Source organism: Angustibacter speluncae, assembly GCF_054777815.1.
In genome coordinates, this window is the sequence record NZ_BAAHAF010000086.1 from 79,722 (window position 1) to 105,415 (window position 25,694).

General features: G+C 73.7%; 24 protein-coding genes and 1 tRNA gene. 16 read left to right on the forward strand and 9 right to left on the reverse strand.

Annotated features, from left to right (window positions below; all coding sequences use genetic code 11):
• Positions 1 to 284 precede the first annotated feature (284 nt).
• The 6 genes from ACYVKY_RS10610 to ACYVKY_RS10635 are packed head-to-tail and all read left to right on the forward strand — an operon-like array spanning position 285 to position 6,234.
• Entirely contained in the window at positions 285 to 1,586 is a 1,302-nt protein-coding gene (locus tag ACYVKY_RS10610) for an NAD(P)/FAD-dependent oxidoreductase (protein WP_460434944.1), read from the forward strand.
• A complete protein-coding gene (locus ACYVKY_RS10615) occupies positions 1,580 to 2,338 on the forward strand; it encodes a DUF1365 domain-containing protein (protein WP_460435071.1) in 759 nt (252 codons plus the stop codon). Before ACYVKY_RS10610 ends, ACYVKY_RS10615 begins: the two co-directional genes overlap by 7 nt.
• A complete protein-coding gene (locus ACYVKY_RS10620) occupies positions 2,335 to 3,642 on the forward strand; it encodes a class I SAM-dependent methyltransferase (RefSeq protein ID WP_460434945.1) in 1,308 nt (435 codons plus the stop codon). The genes ACYVKY_RS10615 and ACYVKY_RS10620 overlap by 4 nt, the downstream gene beginning before the upstream one ends.
• On the forward strand, positions 3,639 to 4,943 hold the full coding sequence (locus tag ACYVKY_RS10625) for a class I SAM-dependent methyltransferase (RefSeq protein ID WP_460434946.1): 1,305 nt from the start codon (positions 3,639 to 3,641) through the stop codon (positions 4,941 to 4,943). The genes ACYVKY_RS10620 and ACYVKY_RS10625 overlap by 4 nt, the downstream gene beginning before the upstream one ends.
• A gap of 4 nt (positions 4,944 to 4,947) precedes the next feature.
• Positions 4,948 to 5,769, forward strand: coding sequence for a DUF1295 domain-containing protein (locus ACYVKY_RS10630; protein WP_460434947.1), 822 nt, complete (start codon positions 4,948 to 4,950; stop codon positions 5,767 to 5,769).
• A 6-nt stretch (positions 5,770 to 5,775) separates the two neighbouring features.
• Positions 5,776 to 6,234, forward strand: coding sequence for a peroxiredoxin (locus ACYVKY_RS10635; RefSeq protein WP_460435072.1), 459 nt, complete (start codon positions 5,776 to 5,778; stop codon positions 6,232 to 6,234).
• Between the two features lie 76 nt (positions 6,235 to 6,310).
• On the opposite strand, the gene ACYVKY_RS10640 is transcribed toward ACYVKY_RS10635, so the two are convergent.
• The 4 genes from ACYVKY_RS10640 to ACYVKY_RS10655 form a co-directional block, all read right to left on the reverse strand.
• The gene (locus ACYVKY_RS10640; RefSeq protein ID WP_460434948.1) at positions 6,311 to 7,693 is read right to left on the reverse strand and encodes an ABC transporter substrate-binding protein; all 1,383 of its coding nucleotides are present in this window, start codon (positions 7,691 to 7,693) and stop codon (positions 6,311 to 6,313) included.
• Between the two features lie 37 nt (positions 7,694 to 7,730).
• A complete protein-coding gene (locus ACYVKY_RS10645) occupies positions 7,731 to 8,555 on the reverse strand; it encodes a carbohydrate ABC transporter permease (RefSeq protein WP_460434949.1) in 825 nt (274 codons plus the stop codon).
• Entirely contained in the window at positions 8,552 to 9,496 is a 945-nt protein-coding gene (locus tag ACYVKY_RS10650; protein WP_460434950.1) for a carbohydrate ABC transporter permease, read from the reverse strand. Before ACYVKY_RS10650 ends, ACYVKY_RS10645 begins: the two co-directional genes overlap by 4 nt.
• Before the next feature lie 82 nt (positions 9,497 to 9,578).
• Positions 9,579 to 11,864, reverse strand: coding sequence for a putative bifunctional diguanylate cyclase/phosphodiesterase (locus ACYVKY_RS10655; protein WP_460434951.1), 2,286 nt, complete (start codon positions 11,862 to 11,864; stop codon positions 9,579 to 9,581).
• Between the two features lie 213 nt (positions 11,865 to 12,077).
• Between ACYVKY_RS10655 and treS the strand changes: the two genes are divergently transcribed.
• Together treS and ACYVKY_RS10665 are read left to right on the forward strand one after the other, a co-directional pair.
• Positions 12,078 to 14,393, forward strand: a complete 2,316-nt coding sequence (gene treS, locus ACYVKY_RS10660; protein WP_460434952.1) for a maltose alpha-D-glucosyltransferase — start codon at positions 12,078 to 12,080, stop codon at positions 14,391 to 14,393.
• A complete protein-coding gene (locus ACYVKY_RS10665) occupies positions 14,390 to 14,794 on the forward strand; it encodes a hypothetical protein (RefSeq protein WP_460434953.1) in 405 nt (134 codons plus the stop codon). The genes treS and ACYVKY_RS10665 overlap by 4 nt, the downstream gene beginning before the upstream one ends.
• A 64-nt stretch (positions 14,795 to 14,858) precedes the next feature.
• Here the strand turns inward: ACYVKY_RS10665 and ACYVKY_RS10670 are convergent.
• A tRNA-Leu gene (locus ACYVKY_RS10670) sits at positions 14,859 to 14,946 on the reverse strand.
• Between the two features lie 105 nt (positions 14,947 to 15,051).
• On the opposite strand from ACYVKY_RS10670, the gene ACYVKY_RS10675 reads away from it, so the two are divergent.
• Entirely contained in the window at positions 15,052 to 16,380 is a 1,329-nt protein-coding gene (locus ACYVKY_RS10675) for a M20/M25/M40 family metallo-hydrolase (protein WP_460434954.1), read from the forward strand.
• Between the two features lie 19 nt (positions 16,381 to 16,399).
• Here the strand turns inward: ACYVKY_RS10675 and ACYVKY_RS10680 are convergent, their stop codons facing one another.
• Entirely contained in the window at positions 16,400 to 16,621 is a 222-nt protein-coding gene (locus ACYVKY_RS10680; protein ID WP_460434955.1) for a DUF5703 family protein, read from the reverse strand.
• 56 nt (positions 16,622 to 16,677) lie between these two features.
• On the opposite strand from ACYVKY_RS10680, the gene ACYVKY_RS10685 reads away from it, so the two are divergent.
• The gene (locus ACYVKY_RS10685) at positions 16,678 to 17,007 is read left to right on the forward strand and encodes a primosomal protein (protein ID WP_460434956.1); all 330 of its coding nucleotides are present in this window, start codon (positions 16,678 to 16,680) and stop codon (positions 17,005 to 17,007) included.
• Between the two features lie 28 nt (positions 17,008 to 17,035).
• Here the strand turns inward: ACYVKY_RS10685 and ACYVKY_RS10690 are convergent, their stop codons facing one another.
• Positions 17,036 to 17,977: an aldo/keto reductase gene (locus tag ACYVKY_RS10690; protein ID WP_460434957.1), complete on the reverse strand. Its 942-nt coding sequence runs from the start codon at positions 17,975 to 17,977 to the stop codon at positions 17,036 to 17,038.
• A 92-nt stretch (positions 17,978 to 18,069) separates the two neighbouring features.
• Here ACYVKY_RS10690 and ACYVKY_RS10695 point away from each other — a divergent pair, with 92 nt between their 5' ends.
• Together ACYVKY_RS10695 and ACYVKY_RS10700 are read left to right on the forward strand one after the other, a co-directional pair.
• Positions 18,070 to 19,194 (forward strand): LLM class oxidoreductase, encoded by a 1,125-nt coding sequence (locus ACYVKY_RS10695; RefSeq protein WP_460434958.1) that lies wholly within the window; start codon positions 18,070 to 18,072, stop codon positions 19,192 to 19,194.
• Positions 19,194 to 20,033, forward strand: coding sequence for an undecaprenyl-diphosphate phosphatase (locus tag ACYVKY_RS10700; protein ID WP_460434959.1), 840 nt, complete (start codon positions 19,194 to 19,196; stop codon positions 20,031 to 20,033). The genes ACYVKY_RS10695 and ACYVKY_RS10700 overlap by 1 nt, the downstream gene beginning before the upstream one ends.
• 19 nt (positions 20,034 to 20,052) lie before the next feature.
• On the opposite strand, the gene corA is transcribed toward ACYVKY_RS10700, so the two are convergent.
• On the reverse strand, positions 20,053 to 21,024 hold the full coding sequence (gene corA, locus ACYVKY_RS10705) for a magnesium and cobalt transport protein CorA (protein WP_460434960.1): 972 nt from the start codon (positions 21,022 to 21,024) through the stop codon (positions 20,053 to 20,055).
• 59 nt (positions 21,025 to 21,083) lie between these two features.
• Between corA and ACYVKY_RS10710 the strand changes: the two genes are divergently transcribed.
• From ACYVKY_RS10710 to mshC, 4 genes are read left to right on the forward strand one after another with little or no spacing between them, the layout of a single operon-like run.
• Complete coding sequence (locus ACYVKY_RS10710; protein ID WP_460434961.1) at positions 21,084 to 21,803, forward strand: histidine phosphatase family protein; 720 nt, start codon at positions 21,084 to 21,086, stop codon at positions 21,801 to 21,803.
• A 9-nt stretch (positions 21,804 to 21,812) separates the two neighbouring features.
• On the forward strand, positions 21,813 to 22,376 hold the full coding sequence (locus tag ACYVKY_RS10715; protein WP_460434962.1) for a DUF3090 domain-containing protein: 564 nt from the start codon (positions 21,813 to 21,815) through the stop codon (positions 22,374 to 22,376).
• Positions 22,373 to 23,200 (forward strand): SCO1664 family protein, encoded by an 828-nt coding sequence (locus tag ACYVKY_RS10720; RefSeq protein WP_460435073.1) that lies wholly within the window; start codon positions 22,373 to 22,375, stop codon positions 23,198 to 23,200. The genes ACYVKY_RS10715 and ACYVKY_RS10720 overlap by 4 nt, the downstream gene beginning before the upstream one ends.
• Before the next feature lie 22 nt (positions 23,201 to 23,222).
• A complete protein-coding gene (gene mshC, locus ACYVKY_RS10725; RefSeq protein WP_460434963.1) occupies positions 23,223 to 24,479 on the forward strand; it encodes a cysteine--1-D-myo-inosityl 2-amino-2-deoxy-alpha-D-glucopyranoside ligase in 1,257 nt (418 codons plus the stop codon).
• 351 nt (positions 24,480 to 24,830) lie between these two features.
• On the opposite strand, the gene ACYVKY_RS10730 is transcribed toward mshC, so the two are convergent.
• Entirely contained in the window at positions 24,831 to 25,664 is an 834-nt protein-coding gene (locus ACYVKY_RS10730; RefSeq protein ID WP_460434964.1) for a PAC2 family protein, read from the reverse strand.
• Between the last annotated feature and the right edge of the window lie 30 nt (positions 25,665 to 25,694).

Here is a 25,694-nt window from a genome sequence, read left to right on the forward strand (position 1 = left end):
GTTGATCAAGGCTGTTGCCTTGATCACCGTCTGTCAAGGCTGGGACCGTGCCGGGTGGGGCGGGGCTGGTCGAGCCGGCCGAACGACGCCCCCTACCCCGGACGGCCCACTTCATGCTGCGCCGATCCCGCCGATGGCCCAGGCTGGCGCGCGAACGACGGCCCGGAGCCGTCCCGGACCGAACCGGAGGGGCCGCGGCCCCGAACCGGAGCCAGAGGGCGCCGAGCAGCGGCGCCGACGAGCAGGCGGTCCGGCGGACCGGCGCGGAGAGCGAGGCGGTGGCCGTGGACGGCACGCAGGCCCGGGGGACCGGGGACGGGCGACGCGTCGCCGTCGTCGGCAGCGGGGTCGCCGGCCTGGTCGCGGCCTGGGCGCTGCGGGACACCGCGACGGTGACCCTCTACGAGGCCGACGACCGGCTCGGCGGCCATGCCCACACCCACGACGTCGACGACCCCGGTGGCGCCGTGGTCGCGGTCGACACCGGTTTCATCGTGCACAACCAGCGCACCTACCCGGTGCTGCTGCGCCTGTTCGACGAGCTGGGCGTCGCCACCCAGGCGTCCGAGATGAGCATGTCGGTCAGCTGCGAGGGCTGCGGGCTCGAGTACGCCGGGGCGCGCAAGCTGCCCGGGCTGTTCCCCCGCGCGCGCAACCTGGTCACCCCGCGGTACCTGCGGATGCTCGGCGAGGTCGTGCGCTTCCACCGGCGCGCGCGCCGGCTGCTGGCCGCGACCGGCGCCGACGGGCTGCCCGACGAGACCACGCTCGAGGACTTCGCCCGGCAGGGCCGCTTCAGCACCTACTTCCGCGACCACTTCCTGGCCCCGCTGGTGGCCTGCGTCTGGTCGACGCCGCCCGCCACCGCGATGCGGTACCCGGCGCGGTACCTGTTCAGCTTCCTCGACCACCACGGCATGCTCGGCATCGGCGGCTCGCCGCGCTGGCGCACCGTCACCGGCGGCTCGCGCAGCTATGTCGACCGCGTCGCCAAGGAGCTGCACGAGGTGCTGCTCAACACGCCGGTCGCCTCGGTGCGGCGCACCGCGGACGGCGTCGAGGTCGTCGACGCCGACGGCGACCTGCGGCGCTACGACGCCGTGGTCGTCGCCACCCACCCGCACCAGGCGCTCGCCCTCCTGGCCGAGCCGACGCCGGCCGAGCGCGAGGTGCTCGGCGCGATGCCGTACTCGGTGAACCCGACCGTGCTGCACGGCGACACCTCGCTGCTGCCCGCGGCCCCCCGGGCGGCCGCCTCGTGGAACTACCGCATGTCGCGCTGCTCCGGCGGTGCCGACGACGTCGTCGTCACCTACGACATGAACCGGCTGCAGCGCCTCGACGCGCGCGGCCGGTACCTGGTGACCCTCAACGCGTCCGACCGGGTCGACCCGGCGACCGTCGTCGACGCGATGGTCTACGAGCACCCGGTGTACACGCCGGAGTCGGTGGCCGCGCAGGCGCGCCTGGCCGAGCTCGACGACCACCGCGTCGTGTTCGCCGGCGCCTACCACGGCTGGGGGTTCCACGAGGACGGCGCCCGCTCCGGCCGCGCCGCCGCGCACCGGCTGGGGAGCACCTGGTGACGACCGCGCGGATCTACCGCACCCGCGTGACGCACGTGCGCAGCACCCCGCTGCGCAACGCGTTCACCTACTCGTCCCGGTGGTGGCTGGTCGACGTCGACCACCTGCCGCGGGTGCCCGCCGCGCTGCGGCCGTTCGTGCGGTTCGAGGCGCGCGACCACCTCGGTGACCCCTCGTCGACGCTGCGGCGCAACGTCGAGCGGCACCTGGCCGCCGAGGGCGTCGACCTCCGCGGCGGACGCATCACGCTGCTCACCGCGCCGCGCAGCCTCGGACGCGTCTTCAACCCGCTCAGCGTGTTCTGGTGCACCGACGACGACGGCCTGCCGGTGGCGACCCTCGCCGAGGTGCACAACACCTACGGCGGACGCCACGTCTACACCGTGCGCGCGGACGCGCACGGCCGCGGCGAGGTCGACAAGGCGTTCTACGTCTCGCCGTTCAACGACACCTCGGGCAGCTACACGATGAGCCTGCCCGAGCCGGGGGACCGGCTGCGGCTGTCGGTGACCCTGCACCGCGAGGGCCAGGCGCCGTTCGTCGCGTCCGTCCGCGGCACCGGCGCGCCCGCCACCGCCGGCCGGGTCCTGCGCACCGTGCTCGCCTCGCCCGTCGAGGCCGTCCGCACCCTCGCCCTGATCCGCTGGCAGGGGGTGCGGCTGTGGCTGCGCCGCCTGCCCGTCCAACCGCGTCCCCCGGCCGACGAGGTCCCGCACGACCACGTCCCCGTCCTCACGAGGAGCTCCGCATGACCACCGCGCCCCACCCCACGACGGTCCCCGCGGACGGCCTCCCGTCCGCCGGCGGGCCCGGTGTCGTGGTCGACCCCCTGCGCTGGCCGGACGTCGCGCACGTCCCGTCGTCCGGGCTGCGCGCCGCGGTCGCCGAACGGCTCTTCGACGACGTCGTGAAGCGGCTCGACGTCCGGGTGGCCCTGCCCGGGGGTCGGGTCGCCGGCCGCGGCGGCCCCGACGCGCCGCTGCTGGTGCTGCACCGGCCGCTCGACTTCGCCCGCCGGGTCGGGGCGTCCGGGCTGATCGGGTTCGGCGAGTCGTACATGGCGGGGGACTGGGACGCACCGGATCTCGCGGGGGTGCTCACGGTCTTCGCGCGCCAGATGGACTCGCTCGTGCCGTCGCGGCTGCAGGCGTTCCGCCGGCTCGCGGTCAAGGCGCTCCCCAGCGCGCACCTGGGCAGCCAGGCCAACACCCGCCGCAACATCTCGGCGCACTACGACCTGTCGAACGAGATGTTCGAGCTGTTCCTCGACCCGACGATGACCTACTCCTCCGGGCTGTTCTCGCGCGAGGACGACCACCTCGACGACGCCGCCGCGCTGCACGCCGCCCAGGTGCGCAAGATCGAGCGGCTGCTGGACGCCGCCCACGTCGGCGAGGGCAGCACCGTCCTCGAGATCGGCACCGGATGGGGCGAGCTGGCCCTGCGCGCCGCCGCCCGCGGCGCGCGCGTCCGCACCGTCACGCTCTCGGTCGAGCAGGCCGACCTCGCGCGCCGCCGGATCGAGGCGGCCGGGTTCGCCGACCTGGTCGAGGTCGAGGTCTGCGACTACCGCGACACCACGGGGCACTACGACGCCGTCGTGTCGGTCGAGATGATCGAGGCCGTCGGGCACGCCTACTGGCCCGACTACTTCGCCACGCTCTCGGCGCGCACCGCGCCCGGTGGCCGCGCCGTCGTGCAGGCCATCACGATGCCGCACGCCCGGATGCTCGCGACCCGCGACACCTTCACCTGGATCCAGAAGTACATCTTCCCCGGCGGCTTCCTGCCGTCGACCGAGTCGATCACCGCCGACGCCCTCGCCGCGGGGCTCGTGGTGCAGGAGCGGCTGTCGTTCGGCCAGCACTACGCCCGCACCCTGCGCATCTGGCGCGAGCGGTTCGAGACCCGCGCCGACGACGTCGCGGCCGCCGGCTTCGACGAGGTGTTCCGCCGGATGTGGAGCCTCTACCTCGCCTACTCGGAGGCGGGTTTCGCCTCCACCTACCTCGACGTCCAGCAGGTCGTCATGACGCACCCCCGAGGAGACCGATGACCGCCACCCTGCCCGCCCCGACCACCTCGGCCGGGCCCGCCGACGGCGGCGTGGCCGCGCGCCTCGCCGCGGTCGTCGAGCCGCTGTTCGGCGGAGCCCTGCCGGTGCGCCTGCGCGCCTGGGACGGCAGCGAGGCCGGGCCGCAGGACGCACCTGTCGCGGTGCTGCGCTCGCCGGACGCGTTGCGCCGCATCGTGTTCCGTCCGGGCGAGCTCGGGCTCGCGCAGGCGTACGTGACCGGGGAGCTCGACGTCGAGGGCGACCTGCTCGACGGGTTCCGCCGGGTCTGGGCGCGGGCGCGCGAGACCGGGTCGACCGGCCGGCTCACCCCGGCGGTCGTCGCGAACGGCCTGCGCACCGCCAAGGACCTCGGCGTCCTGGGCCGCCCGCCGGCGCCCCCGGCGTCGCAGGCCCGGCTGCGCGGGCGCCTGCACACCAAGCTGCGCGACCGCCAGGCGATCTCGCACCACTACGACCTCTCGAACGACTTCTACTCCCTGATCCTCGACCCGCACATGGCGTACTCGTGCGGCTACTGGACCAGCGACGAGCCCTCGTACACGGTGCAGGACGCCCAGCGCGACAAGCTCGACCTGGTCTGCCGCAAGCTCGGCCTGCAGGAGGGCGACCGCTTCCTCGACGTCGGCTGCGGCTGGGGGTCGCTGTCGCTCTACGCCGCCGAGAACTTCGGCGCACGCGTCACCGGCGTGACCCTGTCGAAGGAGCAGCGTGCTTTCATCCTCGAGCGCGTGCGCGAGAAGGGGCTCGGCGACCGCGTCGAGATCCGGCTGCAGGACTACCGCGACGTGCCCGACGACCCGTTCGACGCGGTCGCGTCGATCGAGATGGGCGAGCACGTCGGCGACGGCAACTACCCGACCTACGCCGCCACGCTGCACCGCCTGGTCAAGCCGCACGGCCGCGTGCTGGTGCAGCAGATGTCGCGCCGCACGCGTCCCGGCGGCGGCCCGTTCATCGAGTCGTACATCGCGCCCGACATGTCGATGCGGCCGGTGGGCCGCACCGTCGACCTGCTCGAGGACGCCGGTCTCGAGGTGCGCGACGTGCACGCGCTGCGCGAGCACTACGTGCGCACCGTGCACGCCTGGTACGACACGTTCGAGGCCAACTGGGACTCCGTGGTCGACATGGTCGGCGAGGAGGTCGCGCGGGTGTGGCGGTTGTACCTCGTCGGTGGGGCGCTGGCGTTCGAGGAGGGCCGGATGGGCGTCGACCAGATCCTGATGGTGCGCAGGGCCGACGACGGCACGTCGGGCCTGCCGTGGGTGCGCAGCTGGTGACCGGGTGAGCGACTACCCCTGGGGCGAGCTCCTCGCCGCGCTGCCGTGGACAGCCGGCGGCGTCGTCGTCGCGCTCGGAATCACCTTCGTGGTCGCGCTGCGGCTCGGTCGGCACGCCGTCGTCGACGTCACCTGGGGCCTCGGCTTCGCCGTCGTCGCGCTCGTCGCGTTCGTGCTGTCCGCCGGCACCGGCGACGACCTGCGCCGGTGGCTGCTGGTGGTCATGACGGTGGTGTGGGGCGTGCGGCTCGGCGTGCACATCGGCCGTCGGTCGCGCGGCGGCAGCGAGGACCCGCGCTACCAGGCGATGTTCGAGCGCAGCGGCGGCAACCGGAACCTGGTGGCGCTGCGCAAGGTCTACCTGCTGCAGGGCCTGATCCTGTGGTTCGTCTCGCTGCCGGTGCAGGTGGGGATGTTCGCCCCCGGCCCCGTCGGGGTGCTCACCTGGGTCGGCGTCGCCGTCTGGGCGGTCGGGCTGTTCTTCGAGGCCGTCGGCGACGCCCAGCTCGACGCCTTCCGGCGCGACCCGTCGAACAAGGGCAAGGTGCTCGACACCGGGCTGTGGCGGTACACCCGCCACCCCAACTACTTCGGCGACGCCTGCGTCTGGTGGGGGATCTTCCTCGTCGGCGCGCAGGCGTGGCCGGGCGTGCTGACCGTGCTGTCACCGCTGGTGATGACGTGGCTGCTCGCCAACGGCAGCGGCAAGCCGTTGCTGGAGAAGGGCATGAGCGACCGCCGTCCCGGCTACGACGAGTACGTCCGCCGGACGAGCGGCTTCGTCCCGCTGCCGCCGAAGAGGTCCACCACCACGAGGGAGAGCTGACCGTTGCTGAGCGCAGGAGACACCGTCCCCGACTTCGAGCTGCCGGACGAGACGGGCACGCCCCGCCGGCTGAGCACGCTGCTCCAGGACGGGCCGGTCGCGCTGTTCTGGTACCCGGTGGCGAGCAGCGGCGGGTGCACCGCCGAGGCCTGCCACTTCCGCGACCTGGCGGCCGAGTTCGCCGCGGCGGGCGGCCAGCGCGTCGGCATCAGCACCGACCCCGTGCAGGCGCAGGCGGCCTTCGTCGAGGGCTCCGGCCTGGACTACCCGCTGCTCTCGGACGCCGACGGCGCCGTGGCCGAGCAGTTCGGCGTCCGCCGGAAGTGGCTGAAGGCGGCGCCCGTGAAGCGGGCGACCTTCGTGATCGGCACCGACCGGCGCGTGCTCGCCGCCTTCAAGAGCGAGACCAGCATGACCGCGCACGCCGACCAGGCGCTGGAGGCGCTGCGGGCGCACGCCGCCTGAGCACCCGCGCGGGACGGCAGGAGGGGCGACGGGTCCGCGACCCGTCGCCCCTCCGCGTGCGCCCGGCAGCCGGGGGTCAGCCCCCGGTGCTGTCGTTGTACTGCTGGATCTGCTCGGCCAGGCCGTCCGCCGCCTCGGTCATCGACTGCTGCGGGTCGCCGCCGAGCACCGCCTTCTCGAGGCCGTCCTCGCTCGCCTTGCGCGACTGCGGCATCACGCCGAGCAGGCAGCCCTGGGTGGCGGGGCTGAGCTCGGTCTGCTCGAGCTGCTGCACCGCCACGTCGAACTGCGGGTACTCCTCGCGCCACTGCACGTCCTCGGGCACGTCGAGCGCGGCCTGCGAGATCGGGAAGTAGCCGGTGCCGGTGTGCCAGGTGGCCTGGCTCTCGGGCTCGGCCAGGAACTGCACGAACCTCCACGCGGCCTCCTGCTGCGCGGCGTCGTGGCCCTCGCCGCCGATCCACAGCGACGCACCGCCGATGATCGGGCCCGAGTCGCCCCCGTTCTTGGGGTAGAAGCCGACGCCGAGCTCGAAGCCGCCCTCCTGCGCAGCCGTCGTGAACCCGGTGACCTGGCCGGTCGACTCGAGCGTGATCGCCACCTGGCCGGCCTTGAAGGCGTTCTGCGCGGCCTTGGTGTCGCGACCGGTGTTGGCGGCCAGGCCGTCGGCCACCATCTCCTGCCACCACTGCACCATCTCGACGGCCTCCGGCCCGTCGAACAGCACCTCGGAGGCCTTGCCCTCGCGGCCGTTCGCCTGGTCGCAGTACTCCGCGCCGTTGGCGGCGACGTACTGCTCCACGAGCCAGCCGTAGATCGCGGCGCCGAACCCGTACTCGACCGGGCCGCCGTTCGCGGCCGAGAGCTTCTCGGCCGCGGCGCGGATCTCCTCGAGCGAGGTGGGCGGCGACTCCGGGTCGAGGCCGGCCTGCTGGAACAGGGTCTTGTTGTAGTAGAGCACCGGCATCGAGGTGTTGAACGGCATCGACCACAGGCTGTCGTCGACGCTGTAGTAGCCGGCGATGTTCGGCTGCAGGTCGGACACGTCGTAGTCGTCGCGGTCGATGAACTCCTGCATCGGCACGACCTGCTGGGAGTCGATCATGAACTGCGTGCCGATGTCGTAGATCTGCACCAGGTCGGGGGTCGAGCCCGACTGCACCGACGCCTTGTACTTGGTGATGGTGTCGTCGTAGTTGCCCTGGAAGACCGCCTCGACGGCGATCTTCCCCTCGTTGTCGGCGTTGAACTCGTCGACCAGACCCTGCAGGGCCTCGCCGTTGCTGCCGTCCATGCTGTGCCAGAACGTCACCTCGGTGACGCCCTCGACGTCGTCGAGGGCGTTGCTCTCGGGCGCCTCGGCGGGGGAGCCGCCCGACCCCCCGCCGCCGCAGGCGGCCAGCACCACGCTCAGCGCGGCGGCGCCCAGCAGCGCCCTGGCAGGTGTCCTCGTCCTCATGGCTGCTCCCTCGTGGTGGTGCGGGTGGTGCGGTGGGTCACTTCACGGCCCCGGCCGTCAGGCCGCGGACGATGAACCGCTGGCCGAAGAGCACCAGCAGGAGCGTGGGGGCGAGCGCGAGCACGACGCCGGCGAGCACCATGCCGGGGTCGTTGGCGTCGACGCTCTGCAGCTGGGTGATGCCGATCTGGATCGTCTGGCTCTCGGGTCGGCGGGTGACCAGCAGCGGCCAGAAGTACATGTTCCAGGCCGACAGGAACGAGTAGATCGCCAGCGCCGCCAGCGTCGGGCGCGACAGCGGTACCAGGATGCTCAGCAGGAACCGCAGGTGGCCGGCGCCGTCGACGCGGGCCGCGTCGCGCAGCTCGGTGGGGAAGGCCAGGAACGCCTGCCGCAGCAGGAAGACGCCGAAGCCGGTGGCGAGGAACGGCAGCGCGAGGGCGGCGACGGTGTCGGTGAGGCCGAGCTCGGAGACGAACAGGAAGTTCGGGATGATGATGGCCTCCCAGGGCACCATCATCGTGCTGAGGAACAGCGCGAACCACACCCCGCGCGCCCGCAGCGGCAGGAACACGAACGCGTACGCGGCCAGGACGCTGGTGACGAGCTGGCCCGCGGTCACGAGCAGCGCGGCCGTGACGCTGTTGCCGTACTGGCGCACCAGCGGGATGACGTCCAGGGCGTTCGCGTAGTTCTCCGGGTGCAGCCCGTCGGTCGGCACGAGCGAGGGCGGGAAGCTGTTGATGTCGCGCGGTCCCATCAGGCTGCCGACCACCGCGTAGTAGACGGGGAACAGCAGCACGACGAACAGCACACCGAGCACCAGGTAGCTGACCACCCGGCCGGCGCGGCCACCGCTCACCGGTAGAACACCCGTCGCTCGAGCACCCCGAACTGGATCGCGGTGATCACCAGCACGACGAGCAGCAGCACCAGCGCCTGCGCCGACGCGAACCCGAAGTTGCTGTTGTTGTTCGCGAACGCCTGGTCGTAGATCGAGTACACCAGCGTGGTGGTGGCGCTGTCGGGCCCGCCCCGGGTGAGGATGTGGATCTGCCCGAAGCTCTGCAGCGAGGTGATCGTGCCGGTCACCAGCAGGAAGAACAGCTGCGGCGTCAGCAGCGGCACCACGATCGAGCGCTGGAGCCGCAGGCCGGACGCCCCGTCGATGCGCGCCGCCTCGATGACGTCGTCGTCGACGGCACCGAGGCCGGCCGACAGCACGAGCAGGTTGTAGCCGAGCTGCATCCACACCGTGGCGAGGCTGACCGACAGCAGCGCCGTCGAGGGGTCGGTGAGCCAGTCGACGCGGCCGGCCCCGAGCTGCACGAGGATGCCGTTGAGGACGCCGACGGCCGGGTTGTACAGGACGCTGAAGACCACCGAGGCGGTCGCCACCGAGAACGCGAACGGGAGCGCGAAGGCGGTGCGGAAGAAGCGCACGGCTCGGATCCGCTGGTGCAGCAGCAGCGCCAGCAGCAGCGCGAGCAGGATGCTCGGGATGACCGTCAGGACCGTGAAACCGGCTGTGACGGCGAGGACCTGGCCGAAGGAGTCGCCCGTCAGCAGCCGCTCGAAGTTGCGCGCCCCGACGAACCCGGACGGACGGCCGAAGATGTCGCTGCCCTGGAAGGACAGCAGCACCGAGCGACCGAGCGGCCAGAACATGAAGACCGCGAACACGGCGAGGGCCGGCAGCAGGTAGGCCAGGGCCACCCACGAACCCGGTCCGCGGCGTGCCCGCGTCGCCGGGCCGCGTTGCGCCCCGGCCCGGGGATCGAGGTCGACGTCGGTGACGGCCACCTGCCGGAATATAGGCCCACACCGGACAACGGGCGCATCCTGGGGCCCACCGGGCGCGTCTCGACGCGTCGGGGCAGCGGGCTCAGTGGGCGGGGCCGACGGCCACCGCGTGCGCCAGGGCCGCGGCGAGGGAGCGCACGAGCCCGAGGTCGTCGTCGTGCCAGGTGCGCCGCTGCCGCGAGTACAGCTCGAGCAGGCTCGCCGAGCCGCCGTCCGGGCCGGGCACGGGCACGAGCAGCACGCCGTGGTAGCCGACCTCCAGCAGCAGCCGCACCTCCTGCGGGTCGGCGAGGGCGTCGTCGACGTCGACCGGGATGATCCGCCCGGTGGTCAGCGCCACCTGCGTCGCCGGGTAGTCGGCGATCCGGTAGGTGCCGGCGGGGACGTCGTCGAGCGAGTGCACCGCAACCAGCACGTCGCCGCGCACGTCCGACCACGCGACGCCGTCGACGTCGAGCGCGACGATCGACTCGTCCAGCGCCTGCCGCAGGTCGTACCGGCTGGTGGCCGCCTCGAGCAGGCGCAGCGCCGGACCGACGTCGCCGCGCACGGTGCGCACGCCGTGGCACGCCGCGACGAACGAGTGGTGCGGCGGCGCCGGCAGCGGGGAGGGCCGGCCGGCGAGCCAGCCCTGGCAGAACGTGACGTGCAGGTCGCGCAGCGCCCAGAGCTCCTCGACGGTCTCGACGCCCTCGGCGCACAGCTCGGCGCCGGTGCGCCGGCAGAAGGCCACCAGCGCCTCGACGAGCGCGGCCTTGTCGGGGTGCTGGTGCACGTCGCTCACGAGCGTCCGGTCGAGCTTGACCAGGTCGGGGCGCAGGTGCACCAGCCGGCGCAGCCCTGCGAAACCCTCACCGGTGTCGTCCATCGCGATGCGTGCGCCCCGGGTGCGCAGCCAGTCGGTCGCCGCGACCATCGCGTCGGTGGCGAGGTCGGACTCCTCGGTGACCTCGACGACCACGCCGGTCAGGTCGCGGTCGAGGACGGCGCGGACGACGTCGGCGCGCAGCGCCCGCGGGCTGAGGTTGACGGTGAGGTACTGGTCGGGCTCGAGCGACTGCTGCAGCGCGAGGTCGACGGCGCGCGCCTCGAGCTCGTCGCCGAGGCCAACGCGACGGGCGACGGCGAACCACTCGGGCACGGTGCGGTGCTCGCGGCCGGGGAAGCGCGACAGCGCCTCGAAGCCGACCGCGCGTCCGGTGCGCAGGTCGCAGATCGGCTGGTACACCACGACGATGCCGGAGTGGTCGGCCAGCAGCGCCTCGACCTCCTCGCGGCCGGCGTGCGGGTCCTCGCGGCGCATGTCCTCGCTCCAGGCGACCACCCGGCCGCGACCGGTCTCCTTCGCGCGGTACATAGCGACGTCGGCCTGGTGCAGCAGCCGCTCGGCGTCGACGCGGTCGGCGGGGGAGTCGGGCCCGAGGCTCGCCCAGCCGGCGCTCGCCCCGACCTTGACCGGCCCCTCGAACAGCTCGACGGGCCGGCTCATCGCGTCGACCGCGAGCTGGCAGAGCGCCGCGACGTCGCCGGCCGCGCGGCCGGGCAGGACGACACCGAACTCGTCGCCGCCGAGCCGCGCCACGGTCGCCCCCCGGGGGACCAGGGACGCGAGGCGCCCGGACACGACCTGCAGGAGCCGGTCGCCTGCCCGGTGACCGAGCGCGTCGTTGACGAACTTGAAGCCGTCGAGGTCGAGCAGGCAGACCGCGAGGCGACCGCGCTGCTCCAGCCAGGTGTCGAGCGCGCGCTGCAGGTCGGACATGAACCGGGCGCGGTTCGGCAGGCCGGTGAGCTGGTCGGTGAAGGCCTGGCGCTCCAGGTCGGCCCGCAGCCGCCGGTCGGCGGTGACGTCGCGGAAGCGCCACACGCGCCCGACGACGCGGCCGTCGGTGCGCTGCGGCGCCGAGTAGCGCTCCATCACCCGGCCGTCGAGCAGGTGCACCTCGTCCTGGGTGACCAGCTCGGGCTGGGAGTAGACGGCCTCGACCCGGGAGACGAAGCCCGCCGGGTCGACGACCCGGGTGAGGGCGTACTCGATGAGCACCGAGTCGTGGGGGGCGTGCTGCAGCTCGGGCGGCATGCCCCACATGTCGTCGAAGGCCCGGTTGCGACCGACGACGCGCCCGCGCCCGTCGACGACGAGCAGCCCGTCGGTGATCGACTCCAGCGTGGTCGCGAGCAGCGAGCGCGCCGCCGCCAGGCTGTCGGAGGAGTCCTCGCCCGACCGGGCGTCGGTCGGCACCGGGCGCAGCTCGGGCACGGCCGTCCCGGGCAGGACGGGGACGCGGCGCTGGCGCAGCGGCCGCAGCCCCGCGACGCGGCTGCCAGGTGGCGGGTCGGAGGGCTCGCGCGCAGGCGACACCGGCACGACCTCCTCCTCCCGCGACGACGACCTCCGCTGGGGTCGCGCCCGGCGGTGGGCTCGTAGCCGTGATCGGCACGGACGGCTCCCTGCTTGAGCACGGTGCCGGTCGGGGCATCTGTACCAGAGCAGCGGTGTGCGTGGGAAGCGCCCGGGACGTCCCGGTCGGCGGACCCGACCCGGGGAGACGGCGTGCCGCCGCTCCCGTAGGTTCGGCGCATGGCCACGTCCGACGCCGAGCAGACCGCGCCCGCCGCGACCCCCGAGGACCTCGTCGACCCCGCCGCAGACCCCGCCCTCGACCCCGAGGACGTCGTGGCGCACGAGGTCTCCGACATCACCTACGACGAGCAGCGCTTCCAGGCCCGGCCGGGCCGGTTGCGCCCGCGCACGGTGCTCGAGCGCCGCACCCGGCGGCCACCGCACCGGCGCACCGCCGACGGCACCAACCCGGCGTACGTCGCCTGGCTGGAGCAGCAGTCGATGCTCGCCGAGGCCGACGCCCTCAGCCGCCAGCTGTCCGGCAGCCCGGCGATGTGGCGCAACCCGTACGCGCGGCCGGACGCCCGCCGCGCGGTGGCGACCGCGTCGGTCTGGTTCACCGCGTACCCGATCTCGCTCATCACCGCCCCCGGCACCTCCTTCCTCGGCGCGCTCGGGGACGAGCGGCTGTGGGAGGTGTTCCAGGAGATCGGCGTCGACGGCGTCCACACCGGTCCGGTGAAGCGCGCGGGCGGCATCACCGGCTGGGACGACACCCCGAGCGTCGACGGCCACTTCGACCGGATCAGCACCCAGATCGACCCGGCCTTCGGCACCGAGGACGAGTTCCGCCACCTGTGCGAGGTGGCCGACGCCCACGGCGGCTCGGTCATCGACGACATCGTGCCGGGGCACACGGGCAAGGGCGCCGACTTCCGGCTGGCCGAGATGGCGCACGGCGACTACCCCGGGATCTACCACATGGTCGAGATCCTCCCGGAGGACTGGGACCTGCTCCCGGACGTCCCGGAGGGCCGCGACGCGGTGAACCTCGACGCCGCCACCGAGGCGACGCTCGCGGCGGAGGGGTACATCATCGGCGCGCTGCAGCGCGTCATCTTCTACTCGCCGGGGGTCAAGGAGACCAACTGGAGCGTCACCGCCCCGGTCACCGGCGTCGACGGCCGGGTGCGCCGGTGGGTGTACCTGCACTACTTCAAGATGGGCCAGCCGTCGATCAACTGGATCGACCCGACCTTCGCCGGCGTCCGGCTGGTGATCGGCGACGCGCTGCACAGCCTGGCCGAGCTCGGCACGAGCGCGCTGCGCCTGGACGCCAACGGCTTCCTCGGCGTGGAGAAGTCGGCCGAGGGGCTGCCCGCGTGGTCGGAGGGCCACCCGCTGTCGCAGGCCGCGAACCACATCATCGCGAGCACCGTGCGCAAGGTCGGCGGCTTCACCTTCCAGGAGCTCAACCTCGGCATCGAGGACATCCGCGACACCGGCCGCGTCGGTGCGGACCTGTCCTACGACTTCGTCAACCGGCCCGCGTACCACCACGCCCTGGCCACCGGCGACACCGAGTTCCTGCGGCTGACGCTGCGCACCTCGCTCGAGACCGGCGTCGACCCGGTGACGCTCGTGCACGGCATGCAGAACCACGACGAGCTCACCTACGAGCTGGTGCACTGGGCGAACGTGCACGCCGACGACACCTACACCTTCCGCGGTCGCGAGACGACCGGCGCCGAGCTCGCCGAGACGGTGCGCGGCGACATGCTGCGCCACCTCACCGCGCCCGCCGCCGACTACAACCTGGTCTTCACCACCAACGGCATCGCCTGCACGAACGCGTCGGTGATCGCGGCGATCCAGGGCCACACCACCCTCGACGAGATCACCGACGACTCGCTCGAGCGCATCCGCCGCGCCCACCTCCTGCTGGCCATGTTCAACGCCTGGCAGCCCGGGGTGTTCGCGCTGTCGGGCTGGGACCTCGTCGGCATGCTGACGCTGCCGCAGGACTCCGTCGCCGAGCTGACCGGCACCGGCGACACCCGCTGGATCGAGCGCGGCGCGCACGACCTGCTCGACGTCGACCCCTCCGCCGAGCGGTCGGCCAGCGGCATCCCGCGCGGGCGCTCGCTCTACGGGTCGCTCCCGGCGCAGCTGCAGCAGGAGGACTCCTTCGTCACGCGGCTCAAGGCGCTGCTCGCCCTGCGGGCCGAGCACGGCATCGCGTCCGCTTCGCAGGTCGACGTCCCGGACGTCGCGCACCCCGGGATGCTCGTGCTGGTGCACCGCCTCGACGGCGGCGACCCCGCCCTCGAGGACGCGCTGCTGCAGGTGACCGTCCTGAACTTCACAGGGGAGCGGATCGAGGGCACCGTGCGCTCGGACTCGTTCACCCCGCGGATGAGCGTCGTCGACGCCCGCGACGGCGGCGAGATCGGCTGGGTCGACGACCTGCACAGCTTCGGCGTGTGGCTCAGCCCCTACAGCGGCCTGTTCCTGCTGCTGAAGCCGGGCACCCGGGAGGACGTCGCCGGGTGAGCGCGACGCCCGAGCCGACCGCGGTTCGCTTCGCGTGCCGCGGGTGCGGACTGGCCCTCACCGGGGTCCTGCGCGAGGTCGACCTGCCCGTGCCGACGGGGGAGCGGTCGTGGGACTCGCCGACCCCGCTGCTCGCGGCGGGCACCTTCGCCCTCGACGCCGACACCGGCGATGGCCAGACGGTGGCGCCCGTGGTCGTCCTGCACCCCGACGACCTCAGCGGCGTCGTTCCGCACCCCGACCGCGGCCGCAGCAGCGGGTGCTGCGGCCACGACGGCCTCGACGGCCCCAACCGGGTGTGCGGCGGCTGCGGCACCGAGGTGGCCACGCTGCGGGACGACTGCTGGGTGGGGTGGTCGAGCGTGCGGCTCGAGCCGGCCGGGGTGGTCCGCACCGCGTGAGTCGGCGGGTGGCGGCGCCCGGACAGCACGGAGCCCCGCGTCCCTGGGGGGAGCGGGGCTCTGCTGGTGTCCGAGGGGGGACTTGAACCCCCACGCCCGATAAAGGGCACTAGCACCTCAAGCTAGCGCGTCTGCCATTCCGCCACTCGGACGAGTGAACCGCGGGCCGTGGCCCGCGAGGCGGCGCCAACTCTAGCACCGGCACGACCCTGTCCCTCACCGGGTTCCGACCCGGCGGCGCGGGTAGCGTGCCGACCATGGCGGACGACACCACGACCGGCGGCACCTCGACCACGGCGCAGGACGAGGTGGTCGAGCTGTGCCGCGACCTGCTCACGATCGACACCTCCAACTACGGCGACGACTCCGGGCCGGGGGAGCGCAAGGCAGCCGAGTACGTGCTCGGACGCCTCGACGAGGTCGGGGTCGAGGCCGAGCTGGTCGAGTCCGAGCCCGGGCGCGCCAGCGTCGTGCTGCGGCTCGAGGGCGAGGACCCCGGGCGCGACGCGCTGCTGCTGCACGGGCACCTCGACGTCGTGCCCGCGCAGGCCGACGACTGGCAGCTCCCGCCGTTCGCGGGCGAGGAGCGCGACGACTGCCTGTGGGGCCGCGGGGCGGTCGACATGAAGGGGATGGACGCGATGATCCTCGCAACCGTCCGCCAGCTGGCCCGCGAGGGCCGCAAGCCCCCGCGCGACCTCGTGGTCGCGTTCTTCGCCGACGAGGAGGCCGGCGGCGGCAAGGGCGCGTCGTACCTGGTCGACCACCGGCCCGAGCTGTTCGAGGGCGTCACCGAGGCCGTGAGCGAGGTCGGCGGCTTCTCCATCGACGTCGACGGGCAGCGCTGCTACCTGCTGCAGACGGCCGAGAAGGGCATCGCGTGGCTGCGGCTCGTCGCGCACGGCCGCGCCGGGCACGGCAGCCAGGTGAACACCGACAACGCCGTCACCCGGCTCGCCGCCGCCGTCGGCCGGGTCGGCGCGCACGAGTGGCCGCTGGAGTGGACGCCCACGGTGCGCCAGTTCCTCGACGGCATCAGCGAGATCACCGGCGTCGAGCTCGACCCGTCCGACCCGCAGGAGCTGCTCGACAAGCTGGGCACCACGGCGCGCTGGGTCGGCGCCACGCTGCGCAACACCACGAACCCGACCGTCCTGGACGCCGGGTACAAGCACAACGTCATCCCCGGGACGGCGTCCGCGCTGCTCGACTGCCGCCCGCTCGCCGGGCACGAGGACGAGCTGATGGAGACCGTGCGCCGGCTCGCCGGCGACGGCGTCGACGTCGAGGTCGTGCACCGCGACACCTCGCTCGAGACCTCGTTCGACGGCCCGCTCAAGGACGCCATGGTCGACGCCGTCCTGGCCGAGGACCCCGGCGCGAAGGTGCTCCCGTACTGCCTGTCCGGCGGCACCGACAACAAGTCGATGAGCCGCCTCGGCATCACCGGCTACGGGTTCGCGCCGCTGAGACTGCCTGCGGGACTGGACTTCTCGGGCATGTTCCACGGCGTCGACGAGCGCGTGCCGCTCGACGCGCTGCAGTTCGGCACCCGCGTGCTCGACCGGTTCGTGCGCGCGTCCTGACGCCGCCGGCCCGGGCGGGTCAGACCGAGCGCTGGACGCGGATGATGCGGCGGCGCAGGGTGACCTTGCGGTGGCCGCCCCAGTAGAGGACGACCTCCGCGAGCTCCCAGCGCCCGTACTCGGCCTTCTCGGCGAGCAGCGCGCGCACCTCCGAGCGGGAGGTCGTGCGGGGGAGCGTGAGCACCTGGTACTCGTACTGCTTCGGGGCGCGCGTGGTCGCGGTCGGGGGAGGCGGCGTCATCCGCGGGCTCCGTTCATCCCTGCCATTGTGCCTCGCCGGGCGCTACGGTCGGGACCATGACGACCGATCCGCGTGCCGCCCTGGACCGGCTGGTCGACGCGCTCCAGGTGCACCTGGCCGCGTCGGCGGTGCGCCGCGGCTCGTCCGACCCCGCGGTGGTCGCCGCCTACGACACCCTGGCCGACGCCTTCGAGACCTACGACGAGGCGCTGTTCGACGCCTACGGCGAGACGACGCCGTTCGAGCTCTACGACGAGGACGAGGACGACGACGAGCTCGACGACGAGACCGACCCGGACGACCTCGAGGACGACGACGACACCGACGAGGACGACTTCGACGACCACGTCGACGACGAGCTCGAGGAGCGGATGAGCCCGTCCTGAGCCGGCGCCCGCGCGGTCGTCGGCGTCGTCAGCGGGGCGCGGAGACGTCGTCGAGCGCCTGCCGGATGGCGTCGGGCAGCACCAGGTCGTCGGCCGCGAGCGAGGCCCGCAGCTGGGCCGCGGTGCGGGCACCCACCACCACCGACGCGACGTCGGCGTGGTCGCGCGCCCACGCCAGCGCCACCTCCAGCGGCGTGGCATCCAGGCCCGTGGCCGCCGTGCAGACCGCCTCGACCACCTGCGCCTGCGCCGCACCCAGGTAGGGACGCACGAAGCCGGCGAAGTGCTCGCTGGCGGCGCGGGAGTCGGCCGGGGTGCCGTGGCGGTACTTGCCGGTCAGCACGCCGCGCCCGAGGGGCGACCAGCCGATGACGCCGGCACCGACGGCGCGCGCCGCCGGCAGCACCTCGCGCTCCACGTCGCGGGCGAGCAGCGACACCTCGACCTGGTCGACGACCACCGGCGCCGCGGGGGAGGCCTTCGCCGCGGCCAGGGCGAGCTGCCAGCCCGCGTGGTCGCCGACGCCGACGTAGCGCGCCATCCCGCGGCGCACGACGTCGTCGAGCGCGGCCAGCGTCTCCTCGACGGGGACACCCGGGTCGTGGGCCTGGACGAGGAACAGGTCGACGTGGTCGGTGCGCAGCCGGGAGAGCGAGGACTCCAGCGAGGCCAGCAGGTGCCGGCGCGAGGCGTCGACCACCCGCTCGCCGTCGTGGCGGCGCAGCCCCGCCTTGGTGGTGATCACCAGCTCGGACCGGTCGACGACCTCGCCGAGCAGCGACCCGAGGAGCTCCTCACCCGCACCACCGCCGTAGGTGGCGGCCGCGTCGACGAGCGTGCCGCCTGCCTCGACGAAGTCGGTGAGCTGCTCGCGCGCCTCGTGCTCGTCGGTGTCGCGGCCCCACATCATCGTGCCGAGGCCGAGCCGCGAGACGCGCAGGCCGCTGCGGCCCACCCGACGCTGCTCCACGGGGCACAGCGTAGGGCGCTGCCGCGGCGCCGTGCGGCAGGTCACGTCCGGGTGCCGCGGCGGCACCCCGTGCGCTCGTTACAGTTCCGGCCATGCGACTGGGACTGAACCTCGGCTACTGGGGTGCCGGCAACGACGCCGACAACCTCGCGCTGGCGCAGGAGGCCGACCGGCTCGGCTACGACTCCTGCTGGGCCGCCGAGGCGTACGGGTCCGACGCCGCCACGGTGCTCACCTGGGTGGCGGCGCAGACCCGCCGCATCGACGTCGGCTCGGCCGTGTTCCAGATCCCCGCGCGGTCGGCGGCGATGACCGCGATGACGGCCGCGACCCTCGACACCCTGTCCGGTGGGCGGTTCCGCCTCGGGCTCGGCGTCAGCGGCCCGCAGGTCTCCGAGGGCTGGCACGGCGTCCGCTTCGACAAGCCGCTCGGGCGCACGAAGGAGTACGTCGAGGTCGTCCGCACCGCGCTGGCGCGGCAGAAGGTCGCCTACGACGGCGAGCACATCGTGCTGCCGCTGCCGGACGGCCCGGGCAAGGCGCTGCGCCTCACCGTCCACCCCGTGCGCGAGCGGATCCCGGTGTACCTGGCCGCGGTCGGGCCGAAGAACCTCGAGCTCTGCGGACGCATCGCCGACGGCTGGCAGGGCATCTTCTTCAGCCCCGAGCACTCCGGCGCGACCGTCGACGCCCTGCGCGAGGGCCGTCGCCTCGGCGGCCACGACGGCGGTGCGGACGGCGCCGACCCGCTGGCGGGCTTCGACCTGATGACGTCGACGCCGGTGGTCGTCGGCGACGACCCGCGCGCGTGCGCCGACGAGCTGCGCGGCTACTACGCGCTCTACATCGGCGGGATGGGCAGCCGGGAGAAGAACTTCTACCACCGGCTCGCGACCCGGATGGGCTTCGGCGAGCAGGCCGACGAGGTGCAGGACCACTTCCTGGCCAAGCGGCACCGCGAGGCGATGGCGGCCGTGCCGTTCGAGATGATCGACGCCAGCTCGCTGCTCGGCACCCCCGACCGCATCGCCGCGCGCATCGGCTCCTACGCCGAGGCGGGCGTCACCACGCTGTCGGTCGTGACGATGGCGCCGACGCTGGGGGCGCGCCGCGAGGTGCTGCAGGTGACCCGCGACGCCGCCGACGCCGCAGGCGTGCTCGAGGCCGCCGACGTCGAGCCCACCGACGTCGAGCCCACCGACGTCGAGCCCGCCTGATGGGCTGGTTCGAGGCGCTCGTCCTGGGGCTGGTGCAGGGGCTCACCGAGTTCCTGCCGATCTCGTCGTCGGCGCACGTGTCGATCGTCGGCCAGTTCTTCGGCGGCGACGACCCCGGTGCGGCCTTCACCGCGATCACCCAGCTGGGCACCGAGACCGCGGTGCTCATCTACTTCCGCAAGGACATCGCCCGCATCGTCCGGGCGTGGTGCCTGGCGCTGGTCGGGCGGCTGCCGCGCAGCGACCCGGACGCACGGATGGGCTGGCTGGTGATCATCGGGTCGGTGCCGATCGTGGTGCTCGGCCTGCTGCTGCAGGACTCGATCGAGTCGACCTTCCGCAACCTGTGGCTGACGGTCGCGATGCTCGCCGGCTTCGCCCTCGTCATCGGGTTCGTCGACAGCCGCGCCCGCACCGTGCGCGAGCTCGACTCGCTCACCTGGAGGCACGGCCTGCTCTACGGCCTGGCCCAGTGCCTGGCGCTGGTGCCCGGCGTCTCCCGCTCGGGCGGCACGATCGCCGCCGGTCTGGCGATGGGCTACACCCGCGAGGCCGCCGCGAGGTACTCGTTCCTGCTCGCGATCCCCGCCGTGCTCGGGTCGGGCGCCTACCAGCTGACGAAGATCGCCGACGACCCCGTGCAGCCCGCGTGGGGGCCGATCGCGCTGGCGACCCTCGTGGCCTTCGGCGTCGGGTACGCCGTGATCGCCTGGCTGCTGCGGTACATCAGCACCCACGACTTCCGCCCGTTCGTGGTCTACCGGCTCGCGCTGGCGGCCGTCGTGGCCGTGCTCCTGCTCACCGGGGTGCTCGAGGCCGTGCCCGCCGCAGCGGGCTGACCCGGCGGACGGCGGCGGGTCAGAGCCAGCCGGTGCGGCGGAACGTCGCGTACAGCAGACCGGAGACCGTCACCATCAGGGCGAGCGCGGCCGGGTAGCCCCAGACCTGCGGCAGCTCCGGCATGTGCTCGAAGTTCATGCCCCAGATGCCGGCGAGCATCGTGGGCACGGCGGCGATCGCGACCCAGGCCGAGATCTTGCGCATGTCGGCGTTCTGCTGCACCGAGACCTGCGCGAGGTGCGCCGACAGCACGTCGGTGAGCAGCCGGTCGTACGACTCCACGTGGTCGACCACCCGCGCGAGGTGGTCGAGGATGTCGGCGAAGAACGGCCGCGCGGACGGCGCCACGTACGCCACCTCGTCGCGGGCGAGCCGGCGCGCCGGCTCGAGCAGCGGTTGCGCGGCCCGCTTGAACTCCAGCACCTCGCGCTTGAGCCGGTAGATCGTCGCCGCGTCCGTGCCGCGGTCGCCCGCGAACACGTCGGCCTCGATCCGGTCGAGGTCGTCCTGCAGCTCGCCCTCGATGCGGGTGTAGCCGTCGACCACCGCGTCCATCACCGCGTAGAGCACCGCACCGGGGCCGTGCGCCAGCTGCTCGGGGCTCTCCTCGATGTCGCGGCGCACGTTCGTCAGCGGCACGCCCTCGCCGCGACGCACCGTCACCACGAAGCGGTCGCCGAGGAAGACCATGATCTCGCCGGTCTCGACGTCGGAGGTCGCCTCGATGTAGCGCAGCGTCTTCAGCACCAGGAAGGCCGAGCGCTTGTACACGTCGAGCTTCGGCCGCTGGTGGCCCGTCACGGCGTCCTCGACGGCGAGCGGGTGCAGCCCGAGCTCGTCCGCGACCCGCTCGAACTCCTCGTAGGTCGGCTCCTTCATGCCGATCCAGATGAAGCCGTCGTCCTCGGCGCGTCGCGCGGCCAGCTCGTCGGAGAAGTCGGCGCACGGACGCCGCTGCCCACCGCTGTACGAGGCGACGTCGACGATCACGCCGCCAGTGTGGCCCTCCCGACCGCGGCCGGCCCGCGCGACGCGCCTACCCTGGGCTCGTGCCGACCCTACTGCTCGTGCGCCACGGGCGCACCGGGGCCAACACGGCCGGCGTGCTCGCCGGCCGTGCCCCGGGGACCACGCTCGACGACCACGGACGCGGCCAGGCGGTCGCGCTGGCCGAGCGGCTCGACCCGCTGCCGCTCGTCCGGGTCGTGGCGAGCCCGCTCGAGCGCACGGTGGCGACGGCCGCGGCGCTCGTCGGGCGCGGCGGCACCCGCGCCGTCCCGCGGCCCGAGGTGGTCATCGACGAGGGCCTCACCGAGTGCGACTACGGCGACTGGACCGGCCGCGCCCTCAAGGACCTCGCCAAGGAGCCGGTCTGGTCGACCGTGCAGCAGCGGCCGTCCGCGGCGGTGTTCCCCGGCGGCGAGGGCCTGGCCGACGTGCAGCACCGCGCGGTGGCGGCGGTGAGGCGCCACGACGCCGAGGTCGAGGCCGAGCACGGGCCGCACGCGATCTGGGTGGCCGTGAGCCACGGCGACGTGATCAAGGCGGTGCTCGCCGACGCCCTCGGCCTGCACCTCGACGGCTTCCAGCGCATCGTCGTCGACCCGTGCTCGGTGTCGGTGGTGCGCTACGCGCCGCTGCGGCCGTTCGTCCTGGCCACCAACGGCGACGGCAGCGGGCTCGGCTCGCTCGTCGTCCCGCCGAAGCGCCGACGCCGCAAGCCGTCGTCCGACGCGGCCGTGGGTGGCGGCGCCGGGACCGGCGACTAGGCTCCGAGCATGCCTGGCATGGTCTACGACTACGACCCGCCGGACCGGTTCGTCGCCGGCACCGTCGGTGAACCCGGCAGCCGCACCTTCTTCCTGCAGGCACGCGGTTCCGGCGCGCTCACCAGCGTGGCGCTCGAGAAGGCGCAGGTGGCGGCGCTGGCCGAGCGGGTCGAGGAGCTGCTCGACGAGGTGCTGCGCCGCACCGGCGGCGACCCGGCCGTCCCGGCCCTCGCACCGGCCGACACCGAGGACCTCGGGCCGCTCGACACCCCGATCGACGAGGACTTCCGCGTCGGGACGATGTCGCTCGTCTGGGACGGCGAGCGCGACCGGGTGGTCATCGAGTGCTTCGAGGAGGGCGAGGACGCCGACGACGAGGACGACGACGTCCCGGCCGGCACGGGCGGCGACCGCCAGGTGCTGCGCGTCTCGCTGACCGGTTCGGGTGCACGGGCTTTCGCGAAGCGGGCCCTCGCCGTCGTCGCTGCCGGGCGGCCGCCGTGCCCGTTCTGCACCGAGCCCCTCGACCCGTCAGGCCACGTCTGCCCGCGGGCGAACGGGTACCGCCGCTGAGCACCGACCCCGCCACCGGCCCGGCGCTCCCGTCGCTGCTCGAGGGCGACCTCGACGTCGTCGGCCGGCTGGCCGACGCCTCGAACGCGACGCTGTTCGCGACCCTCGGCCCGCAGGAGCTGCCGGTCGTCTACAAGCCCGCAGCGGGCGAGCGCCCGCTCGGGGACTTCCCGCGCGGCACGCTGCACCGCCGCGAGGTGGCGACGTACCTGCTCGACGACGCGCTCGGGTTCGGCGTCGTGCCCGAGACGGTGCTGCGCGACGGGCCGTTCGGGCTCGGGAGCGTGCAGCGCTGGGTCGGCCCGCTGCCCGGCGAGCCGGTCGAGCCGGGCGCCGGCGTGGTCGACGTCGTCGAGGCCGGTGACCTCGACGACGACGGCCCCCGGCACGGGTGGAAGGTCGTGGTCGAGGCCTACGACGAGCGTGGCAACGAGGTCGTGCTCTGCCACGCCGACGACGACCGGCTGGCGGCGATGGCCGTCCTCGACACGCTGGCGAACAACGCCGACCGCAAGGGCGGTCACGTGCTCGACGCGGGGGAGGGGCGCCTGGCGGGCGTCGACCACGGGCTCACCTTCCACACCGAGCGCAAGCTCCGCACCGTGCTGTGGGGGTGGTCCGGGGAGCCCGTGCCCGAGCCGCTGCTGGCCGCCGTCGAGCGCGTCCACGGCGCCCTGGCCGACGACCTCGGCGAGCGTCTCGGCGAGCTGCTCGACGACGACGAGGTCGCGGCGCTGCGCCGCCGCTGCCACGTCCTGCTGCGCACGGGCCTGTTCCCGCAGCGCCGCGGCGACGGGCCGACCATCCCGTGGCCGGCGTTCTGACAGCGGTCGTTAGGCTCGGCCGGTGATCTCCTGGCCCGCGCCCGAGGTGCCCGCCGTCCCCGGGCAGGGGCTGCCCGTCCGCCTGCACGACACCTCGACCGGCGGCACCCGGCCGACCGTCCCGGGCGAGGTGGCCACGATGTACGTCTGCGGCATCACGCCCTACGACGCGACGCACCTCGGGCACGCCGCCACCTACGTCGCCTTCGACCTGCTGAACCGGGCGTGGCGCGACGCGGGGCACCGGGTGCGCTACGTGCAGAACGTCACCGACGTCGACGACCCGCTGCTCGAGCGGGCGACCGCCACCGGCGTCGACTGGCGCGACCTCGCCGAGCGCGAGGTCGCCCTGTTCCGCGAGGACATGACGGCGCTCGGCGTCCTGCCGCCGGACGAGTACCTCGGTGCGGTCGAGACCATCCCGCTCGTGGTGCGCGCGGTCGGCCGGCTCACGCGGGCCGGAGCCGCGTACCCCGTGCAGGCCGACGGCGACGGGCCCGACACCTACTTCGCGATCGGCAGCGACGACCGCTTCGGTGCCGTGTCGAACCTCGACCGCGACACGATGCTGACGGTGTTCGCCGAGCGCGGCGGCGACCCCGACGTGCCCGGCAAGCGCGACCCGCTCGACCCTCTGCTGTGGCGCGCTGCCCGCGAGGGCGAGCCCAGCTGGGACGGCGGCGACCTCGGGCCCGGCCGCCCCGGCTGGCACATCGAGTGCATCGCGATCGCGCTCGAGCACCTCGGGTCGCCGATCGACGTGAACGGCGGCGGCTCCGACCTCGCCTTCCCGCACCACGAGATGGGCGCCTCGCACGCGCACGTCCTGACCGGCGACTGGCCGTTCGCACGCAGCTACACCCACGCCGGCATGGTCGGGCTCGACGGCGAGAAGATGAGCAAGTCCAAGGGCAACCTGGTGCTGGTGTCGCGGCTGCGCGCCGACGGCGTGCACCCGATGGTCGTCCGGCTGGCGCTGCTGGCGCACCACTACCGCTCGGACTGGACGTTCGACACCGACCCGGACGACGGCGACCTCGCGCGCGCCCAGCGGCGGTTCGACCGGTGGTTCGCCGCGTTCGCCGGCAACGGCGGCCCCTCGCCGGACGCCACCGTGCAGGCCGTCCGGGAGGCCCTGGCCGACGACCTCGACGCGCCCCGCGCGCTGGAGGCCATCGACCGCTGGGCCGAGACCGCCCTCACCCGCGGCGGCGACGACCCCGCCGGCCCCGGCATCGTGTCCCGCGCCGCCAACGCCCTCCTGGGCGTCCGCTTCTGAGCTGCTCGTTCACCACGTTCAGTTGGTGATCGCCTCCCGAACGTGGCGTGCGAGCCACGTGAAGCAGGTGCTCGCCTCGCTATGTCCGGGATCAGGCGCCGGCGGCACGATGATGGCCCGATGACCGGCGGCCGCGGTCCGATCCGGCCGCTGCCCTCGCACACACCTCGGCGGTCGGCACAGGTCTCGAAGAGCCTGTGCGACCGCGAACCTGTGTGCGGTCGACGCGCGACGGCTCAGCTGCAGTGACGCGGTCGTGGGTCGAACTTCGCGAGGCCGACACCCACCTCACTGGGCGTGCACGCCACGTTCGGTAGGCGCTCACCTACTGAACGTGGTGAACGAACACCGCTACTTGTCGTCGCGGCGGCGCAGGTAGCGCTCGAACTCGCGCGCGATGGCCTCGCCGGACGCCTCGGGGAGCTCGGCGGCGTCCTTGGCCTCCTCGAGCTGGCGGACGTACTCGGCGATCTCCTCGTCCTCGCTCGCCAGCTCGTCGACGCCGTGCTCCCACGCCTCGGCCTCCTCGACCAGGTCGCCGAGCGGCAGCGTGAGCTGCACCAGCTCCTCGACGCGGGACAGCAGCGCCAGCACGGCCTTGGGCGAGGGCGGCTGGCCGACGTAGTGGGGGACCGCCGCCCACAGCGACAGCGCCGGCAGCCCGCGCCGGGTGGCGACGTCCTGCAGCACGCCGACGATGCCCGTGGGGCCCTCGTAGGTCGACTTCTGCAGGGCGAGGCGCTCGAGCAGCTCGGGGTCGTCCGAGGTCGTGGTGACCGGGATCGGCCGGGTGTGCGGCACGTCGGCCAGCAGCGCCCCGAGCGTGATCAGGGTCGAGGCGTCGTGCTTGACGAGGTGGCCGAGCACCTCGTCGGTGTACCTGCGCCAGCGCATCGACGGCTCGATGCCCCGCACGAGGACGACGTCGCGGTCCGAGCCCGCGGGCCTGGCCCAGCTCAGCCGGGTGGCCGGCCAGGTGATCCGGCGGCGGCCGTCGGGCTCGAGCGACACCTGCGGCCGGGTGACCTGGAAGTCGTGGTACTCCTCGGGGTCGATCGCCACCAGCGGCTGGGCGTCCCACACCTCGTGCAGGTGCGCCAGGGCGCCGCTCGCCGCCTCGGCCGCGTCGTTCCACCCCTCGAACGCCGCGAGCACGATCGGGTCGCGCAGCTGGGGCTCGCTCATCGCCGGTCCTCCACCTCTCCACCCTACGGT

Excerpts from the sequence above, each read along its gene's own strand:
- ACYVKY_RS10620 (WP_460434945.1), top strand. The coding sequence starts at position 2,335 with ATGACCACCGCGCCCCACCCCACGACGGTCCCCGCGGACGGCCTCCCG.
- ACYVKY_RS10625 (WP_460434946.1), top strand. The coding sequence starts at position 3,639 with ATGACCGCCACCCTGCCCGCCCCGACCACCTCGGCCGGGCCCGCCGAC.
- ACYVKY_RS10640 (WP_460434948.1), bottom strand. The coding sequence starts at position 7,693 with ATGAGGACGAGGACACCTGCCAGGGCGCTGCTGGGCGCCGCCGCGCTG.
- treS (WP_460434952.1), top strand. The coding sequence starts at position 12,078 with ATGGCCACGTCCGACGCCGAGCAGACCGCGCCCGCCGCGACCCCCGAG.
- ACYVKY_RS10675 (WP_460434954.1), top strand. The coding sequence starts at position 15,052 with ATGGCGGACGACACCACGACCGGCGGCACCTCGACCACGGCGCAGGAC.
- ACYVKY_RS10680 (WP_460434955.1), bottom strand. The coding sequence starts at position 16,621 with ATGACGCCGCCTCCCCCGACCGCGACCACGCGCGCCCCGAAGCAGTAC.
- ACYVKY_RS10685 (WP_460434956.1), top strand. The coding sequence starts at position 16,678 with ATGACGACCGATCCGCGTGCCGCCCTGGACCGGCTGGTCGACGCGCTC.
- ACYVKY_RS10695 (WP_460434958.1), top strand. The coding sequence starts at position 18,070 with ATGCGACTGGGACTGAACCTCGGCTACTGGGGTGCCGGCAACGACGCC.
- ACYVKY_RS10700 (WP_460434959.1), top strand. The coding sequence starts at position 19,194 with ATGGGCTGGTTCGAGGCGCTCGTCCTGGGGCTGGTGCAGGGGCTCACC.
- ACYVKY_RS10715 (WP_460434962.1), top strand. The coding sequence starts at position 21,813 with ATGCCTGGCATGGTCTACGACTACGACCCGCCGGACCGGTTCGTCGCC.
- ACYVKY_RS10730 (WP_460434964.1), bottom strand. The coding sequence starts at position 25,664 with ATGAGCGAGCCCCAGCTGCGCGACCCGATCGTGCTCGCGGCGTTCGAG.